Origin of the sequence: Sphingomonas sp. (assembly GCF_035910975.1) — a bacterium.
Classification (GTDB): domain Bacteria; phylum Pseudomonadota; class Alphaproteobacteria; order Sphingomonadales; family Sphingomonadaceae; genus Sphingomonas.
Genome location: NZ_JAMHWM010000029.1, coordinates 982,604 through 997,317, shown reverse-complemented (window position 1 = coordinate 997,317; position 14,714 = coordinate 982,604). Strand labels below are relative to the sequence as shown.

The following is a 14,714-nucleotide window of genomic DNA, read 5'->3' as shown; positions in this document are numbered from 1 at the left end:
GGAACCGCTGTGGACCGCAATCATCCTAGCCGAAGGCGCGGCGCAACCGTCCGGCCAAGCGGCGCAGCGCGATCGCGAGATAGCCGCGCTCGCTCGTCGCCGCCTGTCGCGCGCGATCGGTCGGATGGCGCAGACGGAGGCGCAGTTCGGCCCACTTGAACCCCAGCCCGCGGCCCAGCCAGAAGCGGGACAGGATCACCCCCGCCGGTTCGCCCCAGGGGCCCATGTCGTCGGTCGTTTCGTCTTTGCCGATCATCGCGGCGCGCGCGGCGGAGGCCAGCAGGCGGACGACCGGAGCGCGCTGCTCACGGTACGGAACCCAGCCGGGAACTCCCAGCATTTCCCGCGCCAGCGCGGAGGCCTGCGCCGAACATCGCCCGGCCCCGGCGCGGCCCGCGGCGGCATGGAGCATGGCTGGATCGACCTCGGGGCGGGCGGCGAAGGCGGCGATGTCCGCCAGCCATTTCAGCCGTCGCCAGCCGTGCGTCGCGCCGTGCACGCACAGATAGGTGTAGAGCGATTCATCGCTGAGCGTCTCGACCTGGCCGACCGTCCCCAGGGCGACCTGTTGGGTAGGCGAACGTACGGAAACCGCGGCGTCGAACACGGGGTGGCTGCACAGCCGGGAATGGATTTCGACGATAGTTCCGCTGTCGGGATGTTGCCAGCTCCCTTCGATCGCGTGATCGAACCAGCGATCGAGCTGGTCGTCGTCGATCTGGTCGATCGGCGGATTGTATCGGCGGTAGCCTGCGGTCTCGACCGCCTGCCACGCCGCGCGGACGTCCCGGCGCGCGACCAGTATGTCGATATCGTGCGATGTCTTTATCGACAGCGAGCCATAGGCGAGCATCGCCAGGGGCGCGCCCTTCACGATCACCGCGCGCGCGCCAGCATCGGCGATCCGCCGGGTCAGATCGCACGATGCGGCTGCTTGCTGCATCCCCTGGACCGCGGCGCGGCGACCTGCGGCAACCATGTCCGCGCGGATCGGATCGGGCAGGGAGGTGCCTGAGCGCAGCAGCCCTTGGGACACCAATCCCTCAACGCGATGCCGTTGCGCTATCGCGACGACGCGAGCCCATTCAATCCCGGTGCCAGCGAGTGCGCGCACAGCGTCCAGATGAGTCTCATCATGGGGCCACCCGCAGCATGTCGCGACGAGGCTGAATTCCTCACTGTGGCGCATGTTCTATTCTGGCGCTCCCGTCGAGTCGCGCTGGAATGATCCGCGAATCAATCATCCCGCTTGCAAACGGGGCCTCGTGGAAGGGTTACGGTCGGTGTAGGATGCTTACAAATACGAAAAGCCCGCCGGCTCGATATAACCGAGACGGCGGGCAGATCGAAATATTAGGTAAGCGCGAAGCTTACGGGCTCGACGGGGTCGACTTGCCGCTGGTGCCGGCGATCACGCCGCCAACCACCGCCACACCGGCGAGAAGAAGAAGAAGCCAGCTACCGCCAAATGCCTTCTGATCGGCTGCCTTGGCCGACGCGCGCGGCGAGGCCGGCGCGCTGTTCGAGGCCGACAGCTTCGCAGCTGGGTTGGCGGTCGCGGCGCTAGCGACGACGGGCATCGTCGCCATAGACGCGGCCGCGATCGTAAGCATGAACTTGGACACCCGCATAAAAACTCCCTTTCGCGTAACCTTGCGTCGAATTTGACGAGCCTATGTCACAGCGGTCCTGCAATGACAAGGGTGGTTAAACAACGCTTCGACCCGGAAATCGCTGCATCGACAAAAAATTTGCCTGGCGGTCGTTCGCCACACTTTGCCGGCACCAGGCCGTACCGCTATCAGGCCGCATGGGTTGCCGAAAGATTAAGGTCGGTGTCGCTGCGGCGTTTCTGTGCCTTTGTATGACGAGCGTCACCGGGTTTGCCCCCGTGCCGGATGCGGACGCGTCCGGCGCCACCGTCCGGCTGCTGGCTGAGCGGGACGCCGCGCTGCTGGAGGTGGGGGAGCGCCTCGCCGTTGCCTCTCAACCCCTATGCCGAGAACGTGGGTGGGCCAGCGGCATGATCGTGCAGACCTTGTCCGAGTACTCGGCCAACTATCGACCTGCTGCGACGGCGTTGCTGGCACTCGCCGATCGGCCGACGATCACCCATGTCCGTCCGGGCGGCCCGGCGGCGCGCGCCGGGCTGGCGGCGGGCGATCGGATTGTGGCGATCGATGGCGCCGAGACCGTGCTGGTCCACCCGGCGGCGGCGGCGGGCACCACCGCAGATACGGACGCGGTCCGCGACCGCCTCGATATCGCGCTGGTCGATGGCCGGGCCGAACTGGTGATCGATCGCGGAGGTGTGCCGATGGCGATCGGCCTGCGTCCGGTTGCCGCTTGCCACGCGCGGTTCGAGGTTCGTGCCGGCGGGAGCGACAATGCCAGTGCCGGGCGGGTCCGGGTGCAGATTTCGAGCGGGCTCGTCGATCCGGCGCGGCGCGAAGAGGATCTTGCGCCGCTCGTCGCGCATGAGCTTGCGCATGTCGTGCTCGAACATGATTCGGCGCTGCGGCCGTATCGTGGCGTTTTACTGCCTGGTCTAGGGCGCGGTGGACGGGCGCTGCGTGGCGCAGAACTCGCCGCTGATCGCCTCAGCGTCTATTTGTTGGAGATGGCGGGTTATCGATCTGAAGCCGCGATCGATTTCTGGAGCGTGGCCGCGCGGCGGCGCGATTCCGGCATCTTCTCGAACCGCACGCACCCCGCGTGGCGAGATCGTGTAGCGGCGATTCGCTTCGAGGTCGCGCGGGTCGCGGAACGCCGTTCGGCGGGACAGGGGGTGCTGCCACCCGCCGACCTGCTGGTCACTCCGTCTGAATGAACCAGCGGTCGGCTCCTTCCAGCCCGATCGCGGTCAGGCGGCCGGTGGCGTAGGCGCCGGTATCGATCCCGATCCGGTTCGGCCGTTCATCGACCGTATCGGTGATCGTGTGTCCGTGAATGATGAAGCGCGGATGCACGACCTCGCTGTCGAGGAACGCACCGCGAATCCAGCGCAGATGTGCCGTGCGCTGCCTGGCCAGGGGAACGCCTGGCCGGATGCCGGCATGGACGAAGGCATAGTCGCCGACCTCGATCACATCCTCCATGCCGCGCAGGAAATCGACATGGTCAGCGGGGATGTGACGCCGCATCAGATCTAGCAGCTCGTCGAAATCGGCCCGTTGATAGGCATCGTCGGCAAGGCCGTAGCTCATCATCGTTTCATGTCCGCCGACGCGGGAGAACATGCGCAGCCCCTCACGATCCCCGTCGAGAGCCAGCAGAAGAAGCTCCTCGTGGTTCCCCGCCAGGAAACGGGCACCCCGGTCGCGCGACAGCAGGATGGCGCGGTCGATTACGGCGGCGCTGGCCGGTCCGCGATCGATCAGGTCCCCCAACTGGATGATCTGCGTACGGGCCGCCGGTCGTGCGGCGTCGTCCGCGTCGATCCGCGCGACCAGTTCGGCGAACAGATCGTCGCGACCGTGGACGTCGCCGATCGCATAGATGCGCTCGCCGTCGGGGATGCGGGGCGGTGCGAGGGGGGGATTGCGCCCCCTTTTGAGAAGCCTGTGTAACATGTTGAGCTGAACCAGAACCGTAGTCTGCGTCACCAAGAGTATGATCGTTGCGGTATGGGCAGCTACACGCCGCACCTCCGGTCTGCCCCTACGCTGCTCGTCAGGGCGCGACAACCGCGCGATTGATCGATCGGTCGGAGAATGCGGCGCCGCCAGCTTCGGATTTTTCCTTTTATTATAGTCGGGAATCGCTATCCGCTCCGTCCGATGGACGGCGGTCGCAAGGTATCGGGGGTTGGTGTAACAGGAGCCAGCGGCCTTGTCGGTGCTTGGCTCGTGCGAGATCTTGTGGCGCGCGGGTTCTCGGTGCGCGAGATTTCCCGAACCAAACCAGCCTCGCAGCCCGCAGGGGTCGGGTGGGCAGCATCTCCAGACCTCGGCCCCGAAGCCGACTGGTCTCGTGCCGTTGCCGGGCTCGACGTCATCATTCATGCCGCTGCTCGCGTGCACGTAATGAACGATCGGGCCAGCGATCCGCTCGCTGCGTTCCGCGCCGCGAATACGCTTGGAACGCTGGCTCTTGCCCGCCAGGCTGCGGCGGCCGGCGTCAAGCGGCTTGTTTTTGTCAGTTCGATCAAGGTCAACGGCGAGGGAACGGACATCGACAGGCCATATCGCGCCGATGATCCGGCGGCGCCATGCGACCCTTATGGTCAATCCAAGCTGGAGGCAGAGCAGGGCCTGTTCGACATCGCGCGCGCAACTGGTCTGGAGGTAGTGGTGGTCCGCCCGGTTCTGGTATACGGCCCGCGCGTCAAAGCGAATTTTCGGGCTGTCATGAAGGCGGTGGCGTCGCGTGTTCCTCTCCCCTTTGCCAGGGTACGGAATCTGCGGTCGATGGTATTCGTGGGTAATCTGTCGGACCTCTGCATCCGGGCAGCGGAGCATCCGGCGGCTGTGGGCGAGACATTCTTGGTGAGCGATGGCGAGGATCTTTCCACCGCGGATCTTGTCCGCCGTCTGGCGCTTGCGATGGGCCGCCGACCAATGCTGGTCCCGATTCCCATTGGCGTGCTGACCGTGCTCGGTGCGGTGACGGGCAAGGGGGCGGCGGTGCGACGTCTGCTCGGGTCGCTGAGGGTGGATATCACCCACACGCGATCGACGCTGGACTGGCGGCCCGCCTACACAGTCGAGCAAGGATTCGCGGAAACAGTAGCGGCGTTTCGTGCCGATCGCGAAAGCGGCGACTGATGGAACTCACGCTTATCCTGTTGACCAATGCCGTGTTCGCGATCGCGTTGATACTGACGGGGGCGCTGCGGCGTTATGCTTTACACGTCGAACTGATCGATCAGGCGGGTCATCGCAGCGCCCACCACACGCCCACGCCGCGAGGGGGGGGCGCATCGATCGTGTTGTCCACCCTGCTCGCAACGGCTGCCTCCCCCTGGCTGCTCGGAGTGTCGTCAGATCTTGTTTTCGGTTTGGTCGGCGGCGGCATTGCCGTGGCCATGGTCGGCTGGCTGGACGATCATGGCCATGTCCCACCGCTCGTTCGGCTGGCCGCCCATTTCGCGGCGGCGATTTGGCTGATCTGGTGGATCGGGCCGCTCCCGCTCGATCTGATCGTATTTTGGCAGGCGGACTGGATCGTCGGCGCAGGTTTGGTGTCGGTGCTGTTTGTCGTCTGGATGGTAAACCTGTACAACTTCATGGACGGCATCGACGGGTTGGCGGCAGGCCTGACCCTCGTCGTGGTGCTGGGTGGCGTCGTCGTCGCGTCGGGCACGGGGCTGGGGTCACTCCCCGTAATCGCCATCCCGCTCGTCTTGGCCGCCGCGACGATGGGTTTCCTGCCATGGAACTGGCCTCCGGCACGCATTTTCATGGGCGATGTGAGCAGCGGCTTCCTGGGCTTCATGCTGGCTGCATTGGTGCTCGCGATGGGTACAGTCGCGCCGCGTCTGGCCTATGCCTGGGCGATACTGCCCGGCGTGTTCATCGCCGACGCGACGGTAACACTGATCCGGCGACTGTTGCGCCGTGAGAAAGTCTACGAGGCGCATCGGTCACACGCCTACCAGCGCTGGACCCGTCGCGTGGGTGGGCACCTTCCGATCACCGTCAGCGCGCTCGCGATCACCTGGCTGTGGCTTTTTCCGCTGGCCTATCTGATCGCCACCGAGACGATTGGAGAAACGGCCGGCGTGGTCACCGCCATGTTGCCCCTGTTTGTCGGCGCTCTATTGCTCGGAGCGGGGGATCGCGGCGCATGACCGATGACATCCGGGCATCGCAACCGGGGTCGTTTGCCGCAGCGCGCAGTCGCCTCTCCGCGCTGCGCCAGGGGGCTTCAGGCTGGCTGACCCGCCTTTCTCGACGACAAAAGCAGGCCATCATGATGGTGGCGGACAGCGCTTTGTCGCTCGTCACGATGTGGATGGCGTTCAGTCTTCGCTATGAGGAGATGTTCGTTCCGACCACAGCGCAACAGGTCTTCATATTCTGGCTTGGCGTCGCGCTGTCGCTTCCCATCTTCGCGCGTTTCGGGATGTACCGGGCGATCTTTCGCTACAGTGGCTTCGGCGCGACGGTGGCGATCGCGCGGGCGGTATCGACCTACACGCTCCTGTTTGCTGCTTGCGTTTTGCTGCTCGGGTTTCCCGGTGTCCCCCGCACTGTTTCTTTCATTCAGCCCATCATCTACGCTTGGGCGGTCCTGGCGCTGCGCGGGCTTGGTGGATACCTGCTGGCGCCGGGCCTGTTGGGCGCACGCAGCGAGCGTCCACTTGAGCGGCTGTTGATTTTTGGTGCCGGCACCAGCGGAATTCAAACGGTGGGCGCGCTGCTGACCAGCCGCGACTATGAAATCGTCGGCTTTATCGACGACGATCCGCGCAAGGAGGGCCGCCAGGTCTACGGCGTCGATGTGATGAACCGCGCCCGTGCGAAGCGCCTGATCGTCGATGAGCAGGTCGATAGCGTCCTCCTCGCCATGCCGCGCCTCGGTCGGGCGGGGCGCAATGCGATCATCGACTGGTTGCGACCGCATGCGATTCACGTGCGATCCGTTCCCAGCGTCGAAGATCTTGCTACCGGCCGCGTCGAGCTGTCGGAGGTGCGCGACCTCGACATAGAGGATTTGCTGGGACGCGATCCCGTGCCGGGCGACTTTGGTCGCTTGCGTCAGCATGTCGAAGGCGCGGTCATCATGGTGACGGGTGCCGGCGGGAGTATCGGTAGCGAGCTTTGCCGCCAGCTGCTGCGCATCAAACCGGCCCGGTTGCTGCTGGTAGAAGTGTCCGAATACGGGCTCTACGCGATCCACCGCGAGTTGTCCGGGATCGCGGAACAGGCTGGCGGCGAAACCGAGCTGGTGCCTCTGCTGTGCAACGTGCGGGATGCAAAGGGCATAGGCGAGATATGCGCGTCCTGGCGCCCCTCGATGATTTATCACGCGGCGGCCTACAAACATGTCCCGCTGGTCGAGAACAATGTCCGCGAGGGTATCGAGAACAACATCGTCGGAACCTATACCGTGGCGCGCGCCGCGTTGGAAAACGGCGTCGGACGCTTCGTGCTGATCTCTACCGACAAGGCGGTGCGGCCGACCAATGTGATGGGGGCGACCAAGCGGTTTGCGGAAATCCTTTTGCAGGGCATGGCCGCAGAGCGTGACATCGGCTTTGAAGCCGGGCGGGCCAGCTTTTCCAATCGAACCATCTTCTCGATGGTCCGGTTCGGCAATGTGCTCGGGTCGAGCGGAAGCGTCGTCCCCCTGTTCCGCGGGCAGATCGCCGCCGGCGGCCCGTTGACCGTGACGCATGCCGATGTGACCCGCTATTTCATGAGCATTCCCGAAGCGGCGCAACTGGTGTTGCAGGCGGGCGCGATGGCAACGGGCGGAGAAGTGTTTCTACTCGATATGGGCGAGCCGGTGCGGATCATCGATCTCGCGCGGAAAATGATCGAACTGTCCGGATCAACGGTACGGGGCCCGGACAACCCTCGTGGCGACATAGAGATCGAGGTGATGGGGCTGCGCCCTGGCGAGAAGCTTTACGAGGAACTGTTGATCGACGATGCCGCGCTGTCGACCGATCATAGCCGGGTGATGCGGGCGCGGGAGCGCATGTATCCATGGCTCGATGTGCAAACCGGCCTGCGGGATTTGCGGGAAGCGGCCGACGCCAACGACGTCGTTCGGATTCGCCAACTGCTGTCCGCCTTCGTCGACGGATTCGAAGCCGAAGGCGAGATCGGCGATCTCTTGATGCGCCGTCGTCGAGCAATCGCCACGCCCGCCGCTTCGATGATCGACTGAGCGGCGCTCAGCCCAGGGGCTTTTCCGCCACTATGTCGAAGGCCATCACCGTCAGTTCGTCGTCGGATCGATCGCGAAATTCTCTCGCCAGCTTGGCGCGGCGGACGGTCGGTTTGGTGAAACGATCGAGGTTCAACTCGTTGATCCGGTAGCCGGCCGCTTCGAACGCGCGTACATGATCCTTGTAGCTGAGCCGGTTGGTATAGAAGCCGGACGACGTGAAGAAATCGGATTCCCAAAGCTTGTGACCGAATCGCAGGTTGTTGAGATCGTGGGCCAGATGATCCTGCAGATCGACACGGTGCGAGCTTCGACCACCAGGCTTCAGAACGCGGCGGGTTTCCGCGATGAAGGCGTCATACTCATGACGCCGGATATGCTCGAGCACGGCTTGCGAGAAGATGAAGTCGACCGAATTGTCGGCCAGGCTTCGCATCGCGTCGATCCCGGTGGTTAGATAGCGGCTGTTGAGGTCGGCCAACGCCGTGTCGATGCTGCCCCAGCGCGCGATCTGGTCTGGCGCTATACCGGCGACGCGCGCGGCGGCTCGAAACCCCTCCAGATCCCGGTCGGCCCACGCGCCGGCATCGACGAGGATTGAACCCGAGAATCCTGCGGCGTGCGCGCTGCAGGCCGTATACAGCGAATCGCCCGGTCCGATCTCCAGGCACAGGCCAGTGGGCGGTGCGCGGCCTGTCCCGTACGCTTGGTCGAGGTGGGCGCGCATGACGCGCGTGGCATAGCCGGGATCTGTCATATGACCATGGCGGAAGATTTTAAGCTTCGTCCAGCTGCGATAGTTGACGGGCAGTCGCGACAGTATGAGCTTCGCGCCGATCTTGCCCCACCAAGGTATCATGTCACGTTCCTTTCGAGTGCGCGGGCATCACCCTTGGCCAGCGCACCATAGATGTCGAGATGCGCTGAGATGACGCGCTGGATGTCGAAGACGTCTTCGGCGTGGCGCCTTGCGGCGGCCCCCATCGTCTCGCGCAATTTCCTGTCGGCAATCAGTACGCGCAGCTTCGCTGCGAGATCGACTGGATCACGCGACCGGCACAACAGGCCGGTCGTCCCAGCTACGATCGCCTCTGTGCATCCCGGTATCGCGGTCGCCACCGCCGGTCGGCCGGCCGCGGCGGCATCGATGAGAGTCTTGGGCAAGCCTTCCCCTCCGCGGGAGGGCAGGGCTACGATGTGGCAGTCGGCGAGGACGCGATCGATATCAAGCCGGTGCCCCAGCCATTCCACCTCGCCCCTGGCCGCCCAATCTTCCAGCACGTGCCTGTTCATGCTGGTCGGATTTGATGGGTCGGGGTCGCCGACCAGCCGCATGGTTACGTCGATCCCCTCGTCGCGCAATATCAGGGCCGCAGCATGGAAGTCTTCTACGCCCTTCATCTTCAGCATGCGGGCCGGCAGGACCACGACAGGGGGCTCAGGCGGTGCAGGCTTGGCGGTGATTGCGAAAAGGTCCACTCCCGCACCCGGCAACATGGTGGAAGCCGCGTGATCCAGCACTCCGGCTGTCGCGAAAATCGCTCTGTCGTTCGGGTTCTGGAACACGAAGTGATTGCGGCGATGGTTCAGCAGCACGCGATAGGCCGTAAGCAGGATACGGCGCAGCAACCTGTTCCGGTGACTGTCTTCGGTGAAGACGTAGCCGAGGCCGGTGATGGCGGTCACGCTGGGAGTGCCGCTAAGCCGGCAGGCGAGCCCGCCCCACAGCGCCGACTTCGCGGTAATGAGATGCGCGACATCCGGGCGATAGCTGCGGATGATTTGCCTAAGGCGGGCGATCGTCGCTAGGTCGCGCAAAGGGTTGAGCCCGGATCGCGCGACGGGCAGTGCCGCATGCGCCAGCCCCAGGCGTGTGAAAGCTTCGGCATCGTCGGATTCGGGGCACGCGACGACCGCTCTCCAGCCGGCCTCTTGGGCGGCGAGCGCGATGCGCACCCGATGAGACAGGAAGAAACGCGCCTGGGGGGCGACGAACAGGATCGTACCGACGGTCATGGCGGATTGCGCTTGTCGCGCCTCAACCTTTCGCGGTCAGGCGGGCCTCGGCCGCTGCCGACCCGCGGTTTTCGAGCCAGGCCTGGAACATCAACACGTCCCACAGCAGGTAATGCCATCGACGACCGCCGGAGAGATGCTCGGCCCACATTGCCCGGATCGCCTGCGGGTCCAGGATACCTTGTTCGCGCAGGCGCCGCTCGTCGAGCAGTGCCTCGGCCCAGTCGCGCAACGGGCCGGCGAGCCAGCTGTCGATCGGCACCCCGAAGCCCATTTTCGGGCGATCCATCAGTTTCTGCGGAACATATTTGTACAGCACCTGGCGCAGCAGCCATTTGCCCTCGGCGCCGCGCTGTTTCATGGCCAGCGGCGTCCGCCATGCGAACTCGACCACGCGGTGGTCCAACAGGGGGACACGGCTTTCGAGGCTGACGTCCATGCTCGCGCGGTCAACCTTTACCAGGATATCATCGGGCAGATAGGTCTTGCTGTCGACCAGCATCATCTGGTCGCGCACATCGTCTAGCGTCGACCAGCCGGCGTCCCATGCGTCGAGGTGCGGTTCGCTCCCGCCGATCACTATCTCATCGGGCGTCTTCCAATGCGACACCAGTCGCCGATAATAGTCCCGCCCTTCGCGCGTCGCGATGACGTCACCCATCTTGGGCAGGCGATCACCAAGGTTCTGCTGGCGTAGTCCGCCGGGCAGGGCATCGCCAATGGCGGTGGCCATGCCGCTGGGAAATCGCTTCATCATTCCAGCCAGCATTCGGCGCGCGGGATAGGGCAGCAGACGCAGCTTGCTCCACATCGCATAGCCCATCGCATATCGGTTGTAGCCGCAGAACAATTCGTCCCCGCCATCGCCAGACAGGCTGACGGTCACATGTTTGCGGGTCAGTTCGCTCAAGAGCAACGTCGGGATCTGGGAGGAATCAGCGAACGGCTCGTCCCAGATCGCCGGCAGGCGAGGAATGACGTCCAGCGCATCGCGCGGACTGACGTAGAGTTCGGTATGTTCGGTGCCCAGATGCTCGGCGACAGCGCGGGCGTGGGTCGCTTCGTTATAGGCTTCTTCATGAAAGCCGATGGTGAAGGTCTTCACGGGACGGCTGGACTGCGCCTGCATCAGCGCGACGACGATCGAGGAATCGAACCCCCCAGACAGGAAGGCGCCGAGCGGCACGTCGGCCGCCATACGCAGCTTCACCGCGTCTCGCAGGAGCGCATCGAGTTGCTCGATCATCTCCGTATCGCTGCCCCCGCGCCGGGCGACACCGTCGCGTGCCACAGCGTCCAGATCCCAATAGGCTTCAGGCTCGCCGACTGCCCGGCCGTCGTCGGCAACCACGACGAAGTGCGCCGGCGGCAGTTTCGCAATGCCGCGATAGATCGATCGCGGACCGGGCACATAGGCAAAACGCAGGAACGACGACACCGAATCGCGGTCGATTTCCGCGCTCCAGTCGGGATGGGCGTCGAGTGCCTTCAATTCCGACGTGAAGAAGAAGGTGCCTCCGCTGGTTCCGTAATAGAGCGGCTTTTCGCCCATCCGGTCCCGCGCCAGCGTCAACTCGCGTGTTTTGTTATCCCAAAGTGCGAAGGCGAACATGCCATTCAGCCGCTCGAGCGCCCCCCGTACTCCCCAGTGGCGGATTGCGGCGAGCAGCGTCTCGGTATCCGAATGGCCTTTCCACGCAAACGCGGCCCCGGCGGCGTCCAACTCGCGGCGGAGCTCGAGATGATTATAGATCTCGCCGTTATACGTCAGGACGTAGCGGTCACACGGCGAGATCATTGGCTGATGGCCGGCCTCGGACAGGTCGATGATCGCCAGACGCCGGTGTGCCAGCGCGACATCTCGCCGGTCGTCGATCCACGATCCCCCGCCGTCCGGCCCGCGATGTGCGATTATCGCCGCCATCGCTTCCACCAACGGTTTGGTCGCCGGGGTCTTGCGCGACCAATATCCTGTGATTCCGCACATTATCGTTTTTCCCGGCTATCGCTCACGACGCTCTGATAGAGGTCGATATAGCGGTCAACCACGGCGTCGATGCTGTATGTCTGTTTGATGATCCGTCTCGCGGCCTGACCGAGCGCCAGCCTGCGCGACCGGGCGGGCGCAAGCTCGATCAACGCTGCGGCCAGTGCGCTCGCGTCAGAAGGCGGGATGACGATCCCGCTTGTTCCGATGACGCGACCGGTATCGCCAATGTCGGTCCCGATGCATGGCACGCCTGCCGCCATCGCCTCCCCGATCACATTGGGGAAGCCTTCCGCCCTGGATGAGCTCGAAACATACAGGTCGATCGCCTGCATCAGGTCCGGAATGTCGGAGCGCTCCCCCAGGAAATGAAAGCGGTCGCGAAAGTCGGGCGCGACCAGCGTCTCGAAATCCGTGGCGGCGGGCGACACTTCTGTCCCGACCAGCAGGAACTGCGCGTCCATGCCCTGATGTAGCGCGATATTCGCCGCGCCTAGCAGGCCCGCGTGGTCCTTCATCGGATGTAGGCGGGCGAAGTGACCGACGAGAACAACGTCCTGCGAGATGCCTAGTGTGGTGCGACACCGTGCGCGGCGATCGGGATCCGGAAGAAAAGCGTCGGTATCGAAGCCGTTCGGGATGATCTGGCCGCCATGACCGGCGAAACCATAAGCCTCATGCTGCTCCCGCGAACGATATGAATTGTAGAGGATGCGCCGCGGCCTCCGCGAGAAAAGCCTGTTCGCCCTGATTGCCTGTCGGGTGCCCCAGCCCTCTACCCGAATGTCGTCCAGCCCCTGTCGGATGTTCCATAGCAGGGGCGCGGCCGTTCGTGTCGCCGCGTGGGCGAGCAGGGCACCGGCGTTGCCGTGATACATCCAGCCCTGGATCAGATCGGGTCGTAGCGTTCGGGCGATGCCGGCGAGCCGAGCCGCGGCACGCGCCGGTCTTTGACGTGCATCAAGCGCGTGCACGACTGCCCCGGCGTTACGCAACGGAGCGCCATAGGTACCCTCTGTATCCATGGATACGACGTGGGTGTCGAATGCGCGCGCAAGTCCGTTGCTGACCAGCCGGTACAGCGCACGCTCGGCTCCTCCGGTGCGCAGACCCGAGATGACGTGGAGAATGACCGGAGCGTGTCGCGGGGTTTGCAAGAAGATTTCCAGACTTCGGATCGGTATCGGATGATCCAGGCCGTGACGCGGCGATTCGGGTGTCGCCGACGTGTGGCGATTTCCCGACCGCATCCGCCGATTACCCCGCACGGCTTTCTCCCGCAATGGTTTCAACTTTGATGGGCGAGGCGCGTGTGCCGCAACGGGTTGGCGGCAGGGCTCGGCTCGGGCAAAGGAGCGACAATGCTTCGAGACCGATACAGCGATGGTCGCCGACGGGCCGGCCGAGGCGGGCGATCTGAAAGCCTCGTGGACCGCAGGGTGCGTGGGCTGACGATGCTGATGTGCGCATTCTTGGTATTGACGTTCGCGATTGGCGGGTCGGCTCGCGGCGACATCCTTGGCAATGTGCTGCTCTGGCCGGTTGCTTTTCTGGCGATGGGAGTGGGGCTGTCCGGTCTTCAACGCGAGATGATCCGGCCGTATCGGTATCTGCTCGGTCTTGTCTTTGGTGCTGTGGGGCTGACCCTTTTGCAACTCGTCCCGCTGCCGCCCGGTCTTTGGAGCCATCTACCCGGCAGGGGGATCGTCGCGGAAGTGGGCGCGGTGGCGGGACTGGGGTCGGCCTGGCGTGCGGTGTCGCTGGTTCCTCGGGAGACCTGGGGCAGTCTTTTCGCTATGGCTGTACCGATCGCGATGCTGCTTCTGGGTATGCGGGCGGCGGGGAGGCTGCGCATCCTGCTTCCCGTCATGATCGCCATCGGCATCGTCAGCGGCCTGATTGCGCTTCTGCAGCTGCTCGGGCCGTCCGACGGCCCGCTCTACTTCTACCCGATCACCAATGCCGGCGCCGCGGTTGGTCTGTTTGCCAACCGCAACCACCAGGCGGTTCTGCTCGCGACGATGTTCCCGATGTTGGCCGCCTTCGCCTCGCTGCGATGGCACTTTGCGGCTCCCGTTTTCATCAAGGCGATGGCGTTGATCGTCGCGACCATGATGGTGCCATTGATCTTCATCACCGGATCGCGACTGGGTCTGATCGTCGGCGGGGTGGGTGTCGTATCTACCCTCCTGTTTTACCGGCCCCCTGTCGAGAGTGTCGCTGGAAACCAGTCGAGCGGAGGCGGGGCGTCGCGAGTGGGCGGCCTGCGCCGCCGCTGGTTGATGGCGAGTGGCTTGCTGGCCTTCGCGGCGCTGCTGGGTACGCTGAGCGTGCTTTTTGATCGCGGCGAGGCTTTCCAGAGGATCGCGGGCCAGGGCGCGGGCGGGGACACGCGTTTCGAGAGTTGGGGCGTCATCGCGCGAATGGTGGCTCATTACTTCCCGTTCGGCACCGGCGCCGGCACGTTCGTCGAGGCCTATCAGCTGCATGAGCCGAGGGCGCTGCTCACGACCAGCTATCTCAACCATGCCCATAACGACTGGCTCGAGGTGGTGCTCACCCACGGCGCGCCGGGTGCAATATTGCTTGTCTGCGGGGTAGCGCTGTTCTTTGTCCGCACCGCGCAGGTCGCCCGCGCCGGCCTGCAAGCGACGGCGGAAGCGGCGCTTTTTGCGCGGCTTGGACTTGTGCTTGTCGTCCAGTTCGCTATTGCCAGCGGTGGAGATTATCCCTTGCGGACGCCTTCTCTGGCCGCTTTTTTCGCGCTCGCGGTGCTTTGGGCGGCCACCCCGCTGCTCGGCAACCGCGACCAGGATGAAGCTCCGGTGGAGCGGCGCGGGCCTGCAGAACATTGATATCGAAAGTGCGTACC

Annotated in this window: 12 protein-coding genes; 5 read left to right on the top strand and 7 right to left on the bottom strand. The window is 64.5% G+C overall.

Annotation, left to right across the window (positions count from 1 at the left end):
- Positions 1–25: 25 nt before the first annotated feature.
- Positions 26–1,189: a nucleotidyltransferase family protein gene (locus VYI76_RS11215; protein WP_326524832.1), complete on the bottom strand. Its 1,164-nt coding sequence runs from the start codon at positions 1,187–1,189 to the stop codon at positions 26–28.
- Positions 1,190–1,370: 181 nt separating this feature from the next.
- Positions 1,371–1,631, bottom strand: a complete 261-nt coding sequence (locus VYI76_RS11210; RefSeq protein ID WP_326524831.1) for a hypothetical protein — start codon at positions 1,629–1,631, stop codon at positions 1,371–1,373.
- A gap of 398 nt (positions 1,632–2,029) precedes the next feature.
- On the opposite strand from VYI76_RS11210, the gene VYI76_RS11205 reads away from it, so the two are divergent.
- On the top strand, positions 2,030–2,830 hold the full coding sequence (locus VYI76_RS11205; RefSeq protein WP_326524830.1) for a PDZ domain-containing protein: 801 nt from the start codon (positions 2,030–2,032) through the stop codon (positions 2,828–2,830).
- Here the strand turns inward: VYI76_RS11205 and VYI76_RS11200 are convergent.
- Positions 2,814–3,572, bottom strand: coding sequence for a metallophosphoesterase (locus VYI76_RS11200; protein WP_326524829.1), 759 nt, complete (start codon positions 3,570–3,572; stop codon positions 2,814–2,816). The genes VYI76_RS11205 and VYI76_RS11200 overlap by 17 nt on opposite strands.
- Positions 3,573–3,713: 141 nt before the next feature.
- On the opposite strand from VYI76_RS11200, the gene VYI76_RS11195 reads away from it, so the two are divergent.
- The 3 genes from VYI76_RS11195 to VYI76_RS11185 are packed head-to-tail and all read left to right on the top strand — an operon-like array spanning position 3,714 to position 7,839.
- On the top strand, positions 3,714–4,766 hold the full coding sequence (locus tag VYI76_RS11195; RefSeq protein WP_326524828.1) for an NAD-dependent epimerase/dehydratase family protein: 1,053 nt from the start codon (positions 3,714–3,716) through the stop codon (positions 4,764–4,766).
- Positions 4,766–5,791 carry an MraY family glycosyltransferase gene (locus tag VYI76_RS11190; protein ID WP_326524827.1) on the top strand — a complete coding sequence of 342 codons (1,026 nt, stop codon included), beginning with the start codon at positions 4,766–4,768 and terminating at the stop codon, positions 5,789–5,791. The genes VYI76_RS11195 and VYI76_RS11190 overlap by 1 nt, the downstream gene beginning before the upstream one ends.
- Positions 5,788–7,839 (top strand): polysaccharide biosynthesis protein, encoded by a 2,052-nt coding sequence (locus VYI76_RS11185; RefSeq protein ID WP_326524826.1) that lies wholly within the window; start codon positions 5,788–5,790, stop codon positions 7,837–7,839. The genes VYI76_RS11190 and VYI76_RS11185 overlap by 4 nt, the downstream gene beginning before the upstream one ends.
- Positions 7,840–7,846: 7 nt before the next feature.
- Here the strand turns inward: VYI76_RS11185 and VYI76_RS11180 are convergent, their stop codons facing one another.
- The 4 genes from VYI76_RS11180 to VYI76_RS11165 all read right to left on the bottom strand — a co-directional run bounded on the left by VYI76_RS11180 (position 7,847) and on the right by VYI76_RS11165 (position 13,092).
- Complete coding sequence (locus VYI76_RS11180) at positions 7,847–8,566, bottom strand: class I SAM-dependent methyltransferase (RefSeq protein ID WP_326524825.1); 720 nt, start codon at positions 8,564–8,566, stop codon at positions 7,847–7,849.
- A 128-nt stretch (positions 8,567–8,694) separates the two neighbouring features.
- Positions 8,695–9,855: a glycosyltransferase family 4 protein gene (locus tag VYI76_RS11175; protein WP_326524824.1), complete on the bottom strand. Its 1,161-nt coding sequence runs from the start codon at positions 9,853–9,855 to the stop codon at positions 8,695–8,697.
- A 22-nt stretch (positions 9,856–9,877) separates the two neighbouring features.
- Positions 9,878–11,842 (bottom strand): asparagine synthase (glutamine-hydrolyzing), encoded by a 1,965-nt coding sequence (gene asnB, locus VYI76_RS11170; RefSeq protein WP_326524823.1) that lies wholly within the window; start codon positions 11,840–11,842, stop codon positions 9,878–9,880.
- Positions 11,842–13,092 carry a glycosyltransferase gene (locus VYI76_RS11165; RefSeq protein WP_326524822.1) on the bottom strand — a complete coding sequence of 417 codons (1,251 nt, stop codon included), beginning with the start codon at positions 13,090–13,092 and terminating at the stop codon, positions 11,842–11,844. The genes asnB and VYI76_RS11165 overlap by 1 nt, the downstream gene beginning before the upstream one ends.
- Positions 13,093–13,269: 177 nt before the next feature.
- Between VYI76_RS11165 and VYI76_RS11160 the strand changes: the two genes are divergently transcribed.
- Positions 13,270–14,697 (top strand): O-antigen ligase family protein, encoded by a 1,428-nt coding sequence (locus tag VYI76_RS11160; RefSeq protein ID WP_326524821.1) that lies wholly within the window; start codon positions 13,270–13,272, stop codon positions 14,695–14,697.
- The last annotated feature ends 17 nt before the right edge of the window (positions 14,698–14,714 follow it).

Excerpts from the sequence above, each read along its gene's own strand:
- VYI76_RS11215 (WP_326524832.1), bottom strand. The coding sequence starts at position 1,189 with ATGCGCCACAGTGAGGAATTCAGCCTCGTCGCGACATGCTGCGGGTGG.
- VYI76_RS11210 (WP_326524831.1), bottom strand. The coding sequence starts at position 1,631 with ATGCGGGTGTCCAAGTTCATGCTTACGATCGCGGCCGCGTCTATGGCG.
- VYI76_RS11200 (WP_326524829.1), bottom strand. The coding sequence starts at position 3,572 with ATGTTACACAGGCTTCTCAAAAGGGGGCGCAATCCCCCCCTCGCACCG.
- VYI76_RS11195 (WP_326524828.1), top strand. The coding sequence starts at position 3,714 with ATGCGGCGCCGCCAGCTTCGGATTTTTCCTTTTATTATAGTCGGGAAT.
- VYI76_RS11190 (WP_326524827.1), top strand. The coding sequence starts at position 4,766 with ATGGAACTCACGCTTATCCTGTTGACCAATGCCGTGTTCGCGATCGCG.
- VYI76_RS11185 (WP_326524826.1), top strand. The coding sequence starts at position 5,788 with ATGACCGATGACATCCGGGCATCGCAACCGGGGTCGTTTGCCGCAGCG.
- VYI76_RS11180 (WP_326524825.1), bottom strand. The coding sequence starts at position 8,566 with ATGCGCGCCCACCTCGACCAAGCGTACGGGACAGGCCGCGCACCGCCC.
- VYI76_RS11175 (WP_326524824.1), bottom strand. The coding sequence starts at position 9,855 with ATGACCGTCGGTACGATCCTGTTCGTCGCCCCCCAGGCGCGTTTCTTC.
- asnB (WP_326524823.1), bottom strand. The coding sequence starts at position 11,842 with ATGTGCGGAATCACAGGATATTGGTCGCGCAAGACCCCGGCGACCAAA.
- VYI76_RS11165 (WP_326524822.1), bottom strand. The coding sequence starts at position 13,092 with ATGCGGTCGGGAAATCGCCACACGTCGGCGACACCCGAATCGCCGCGT.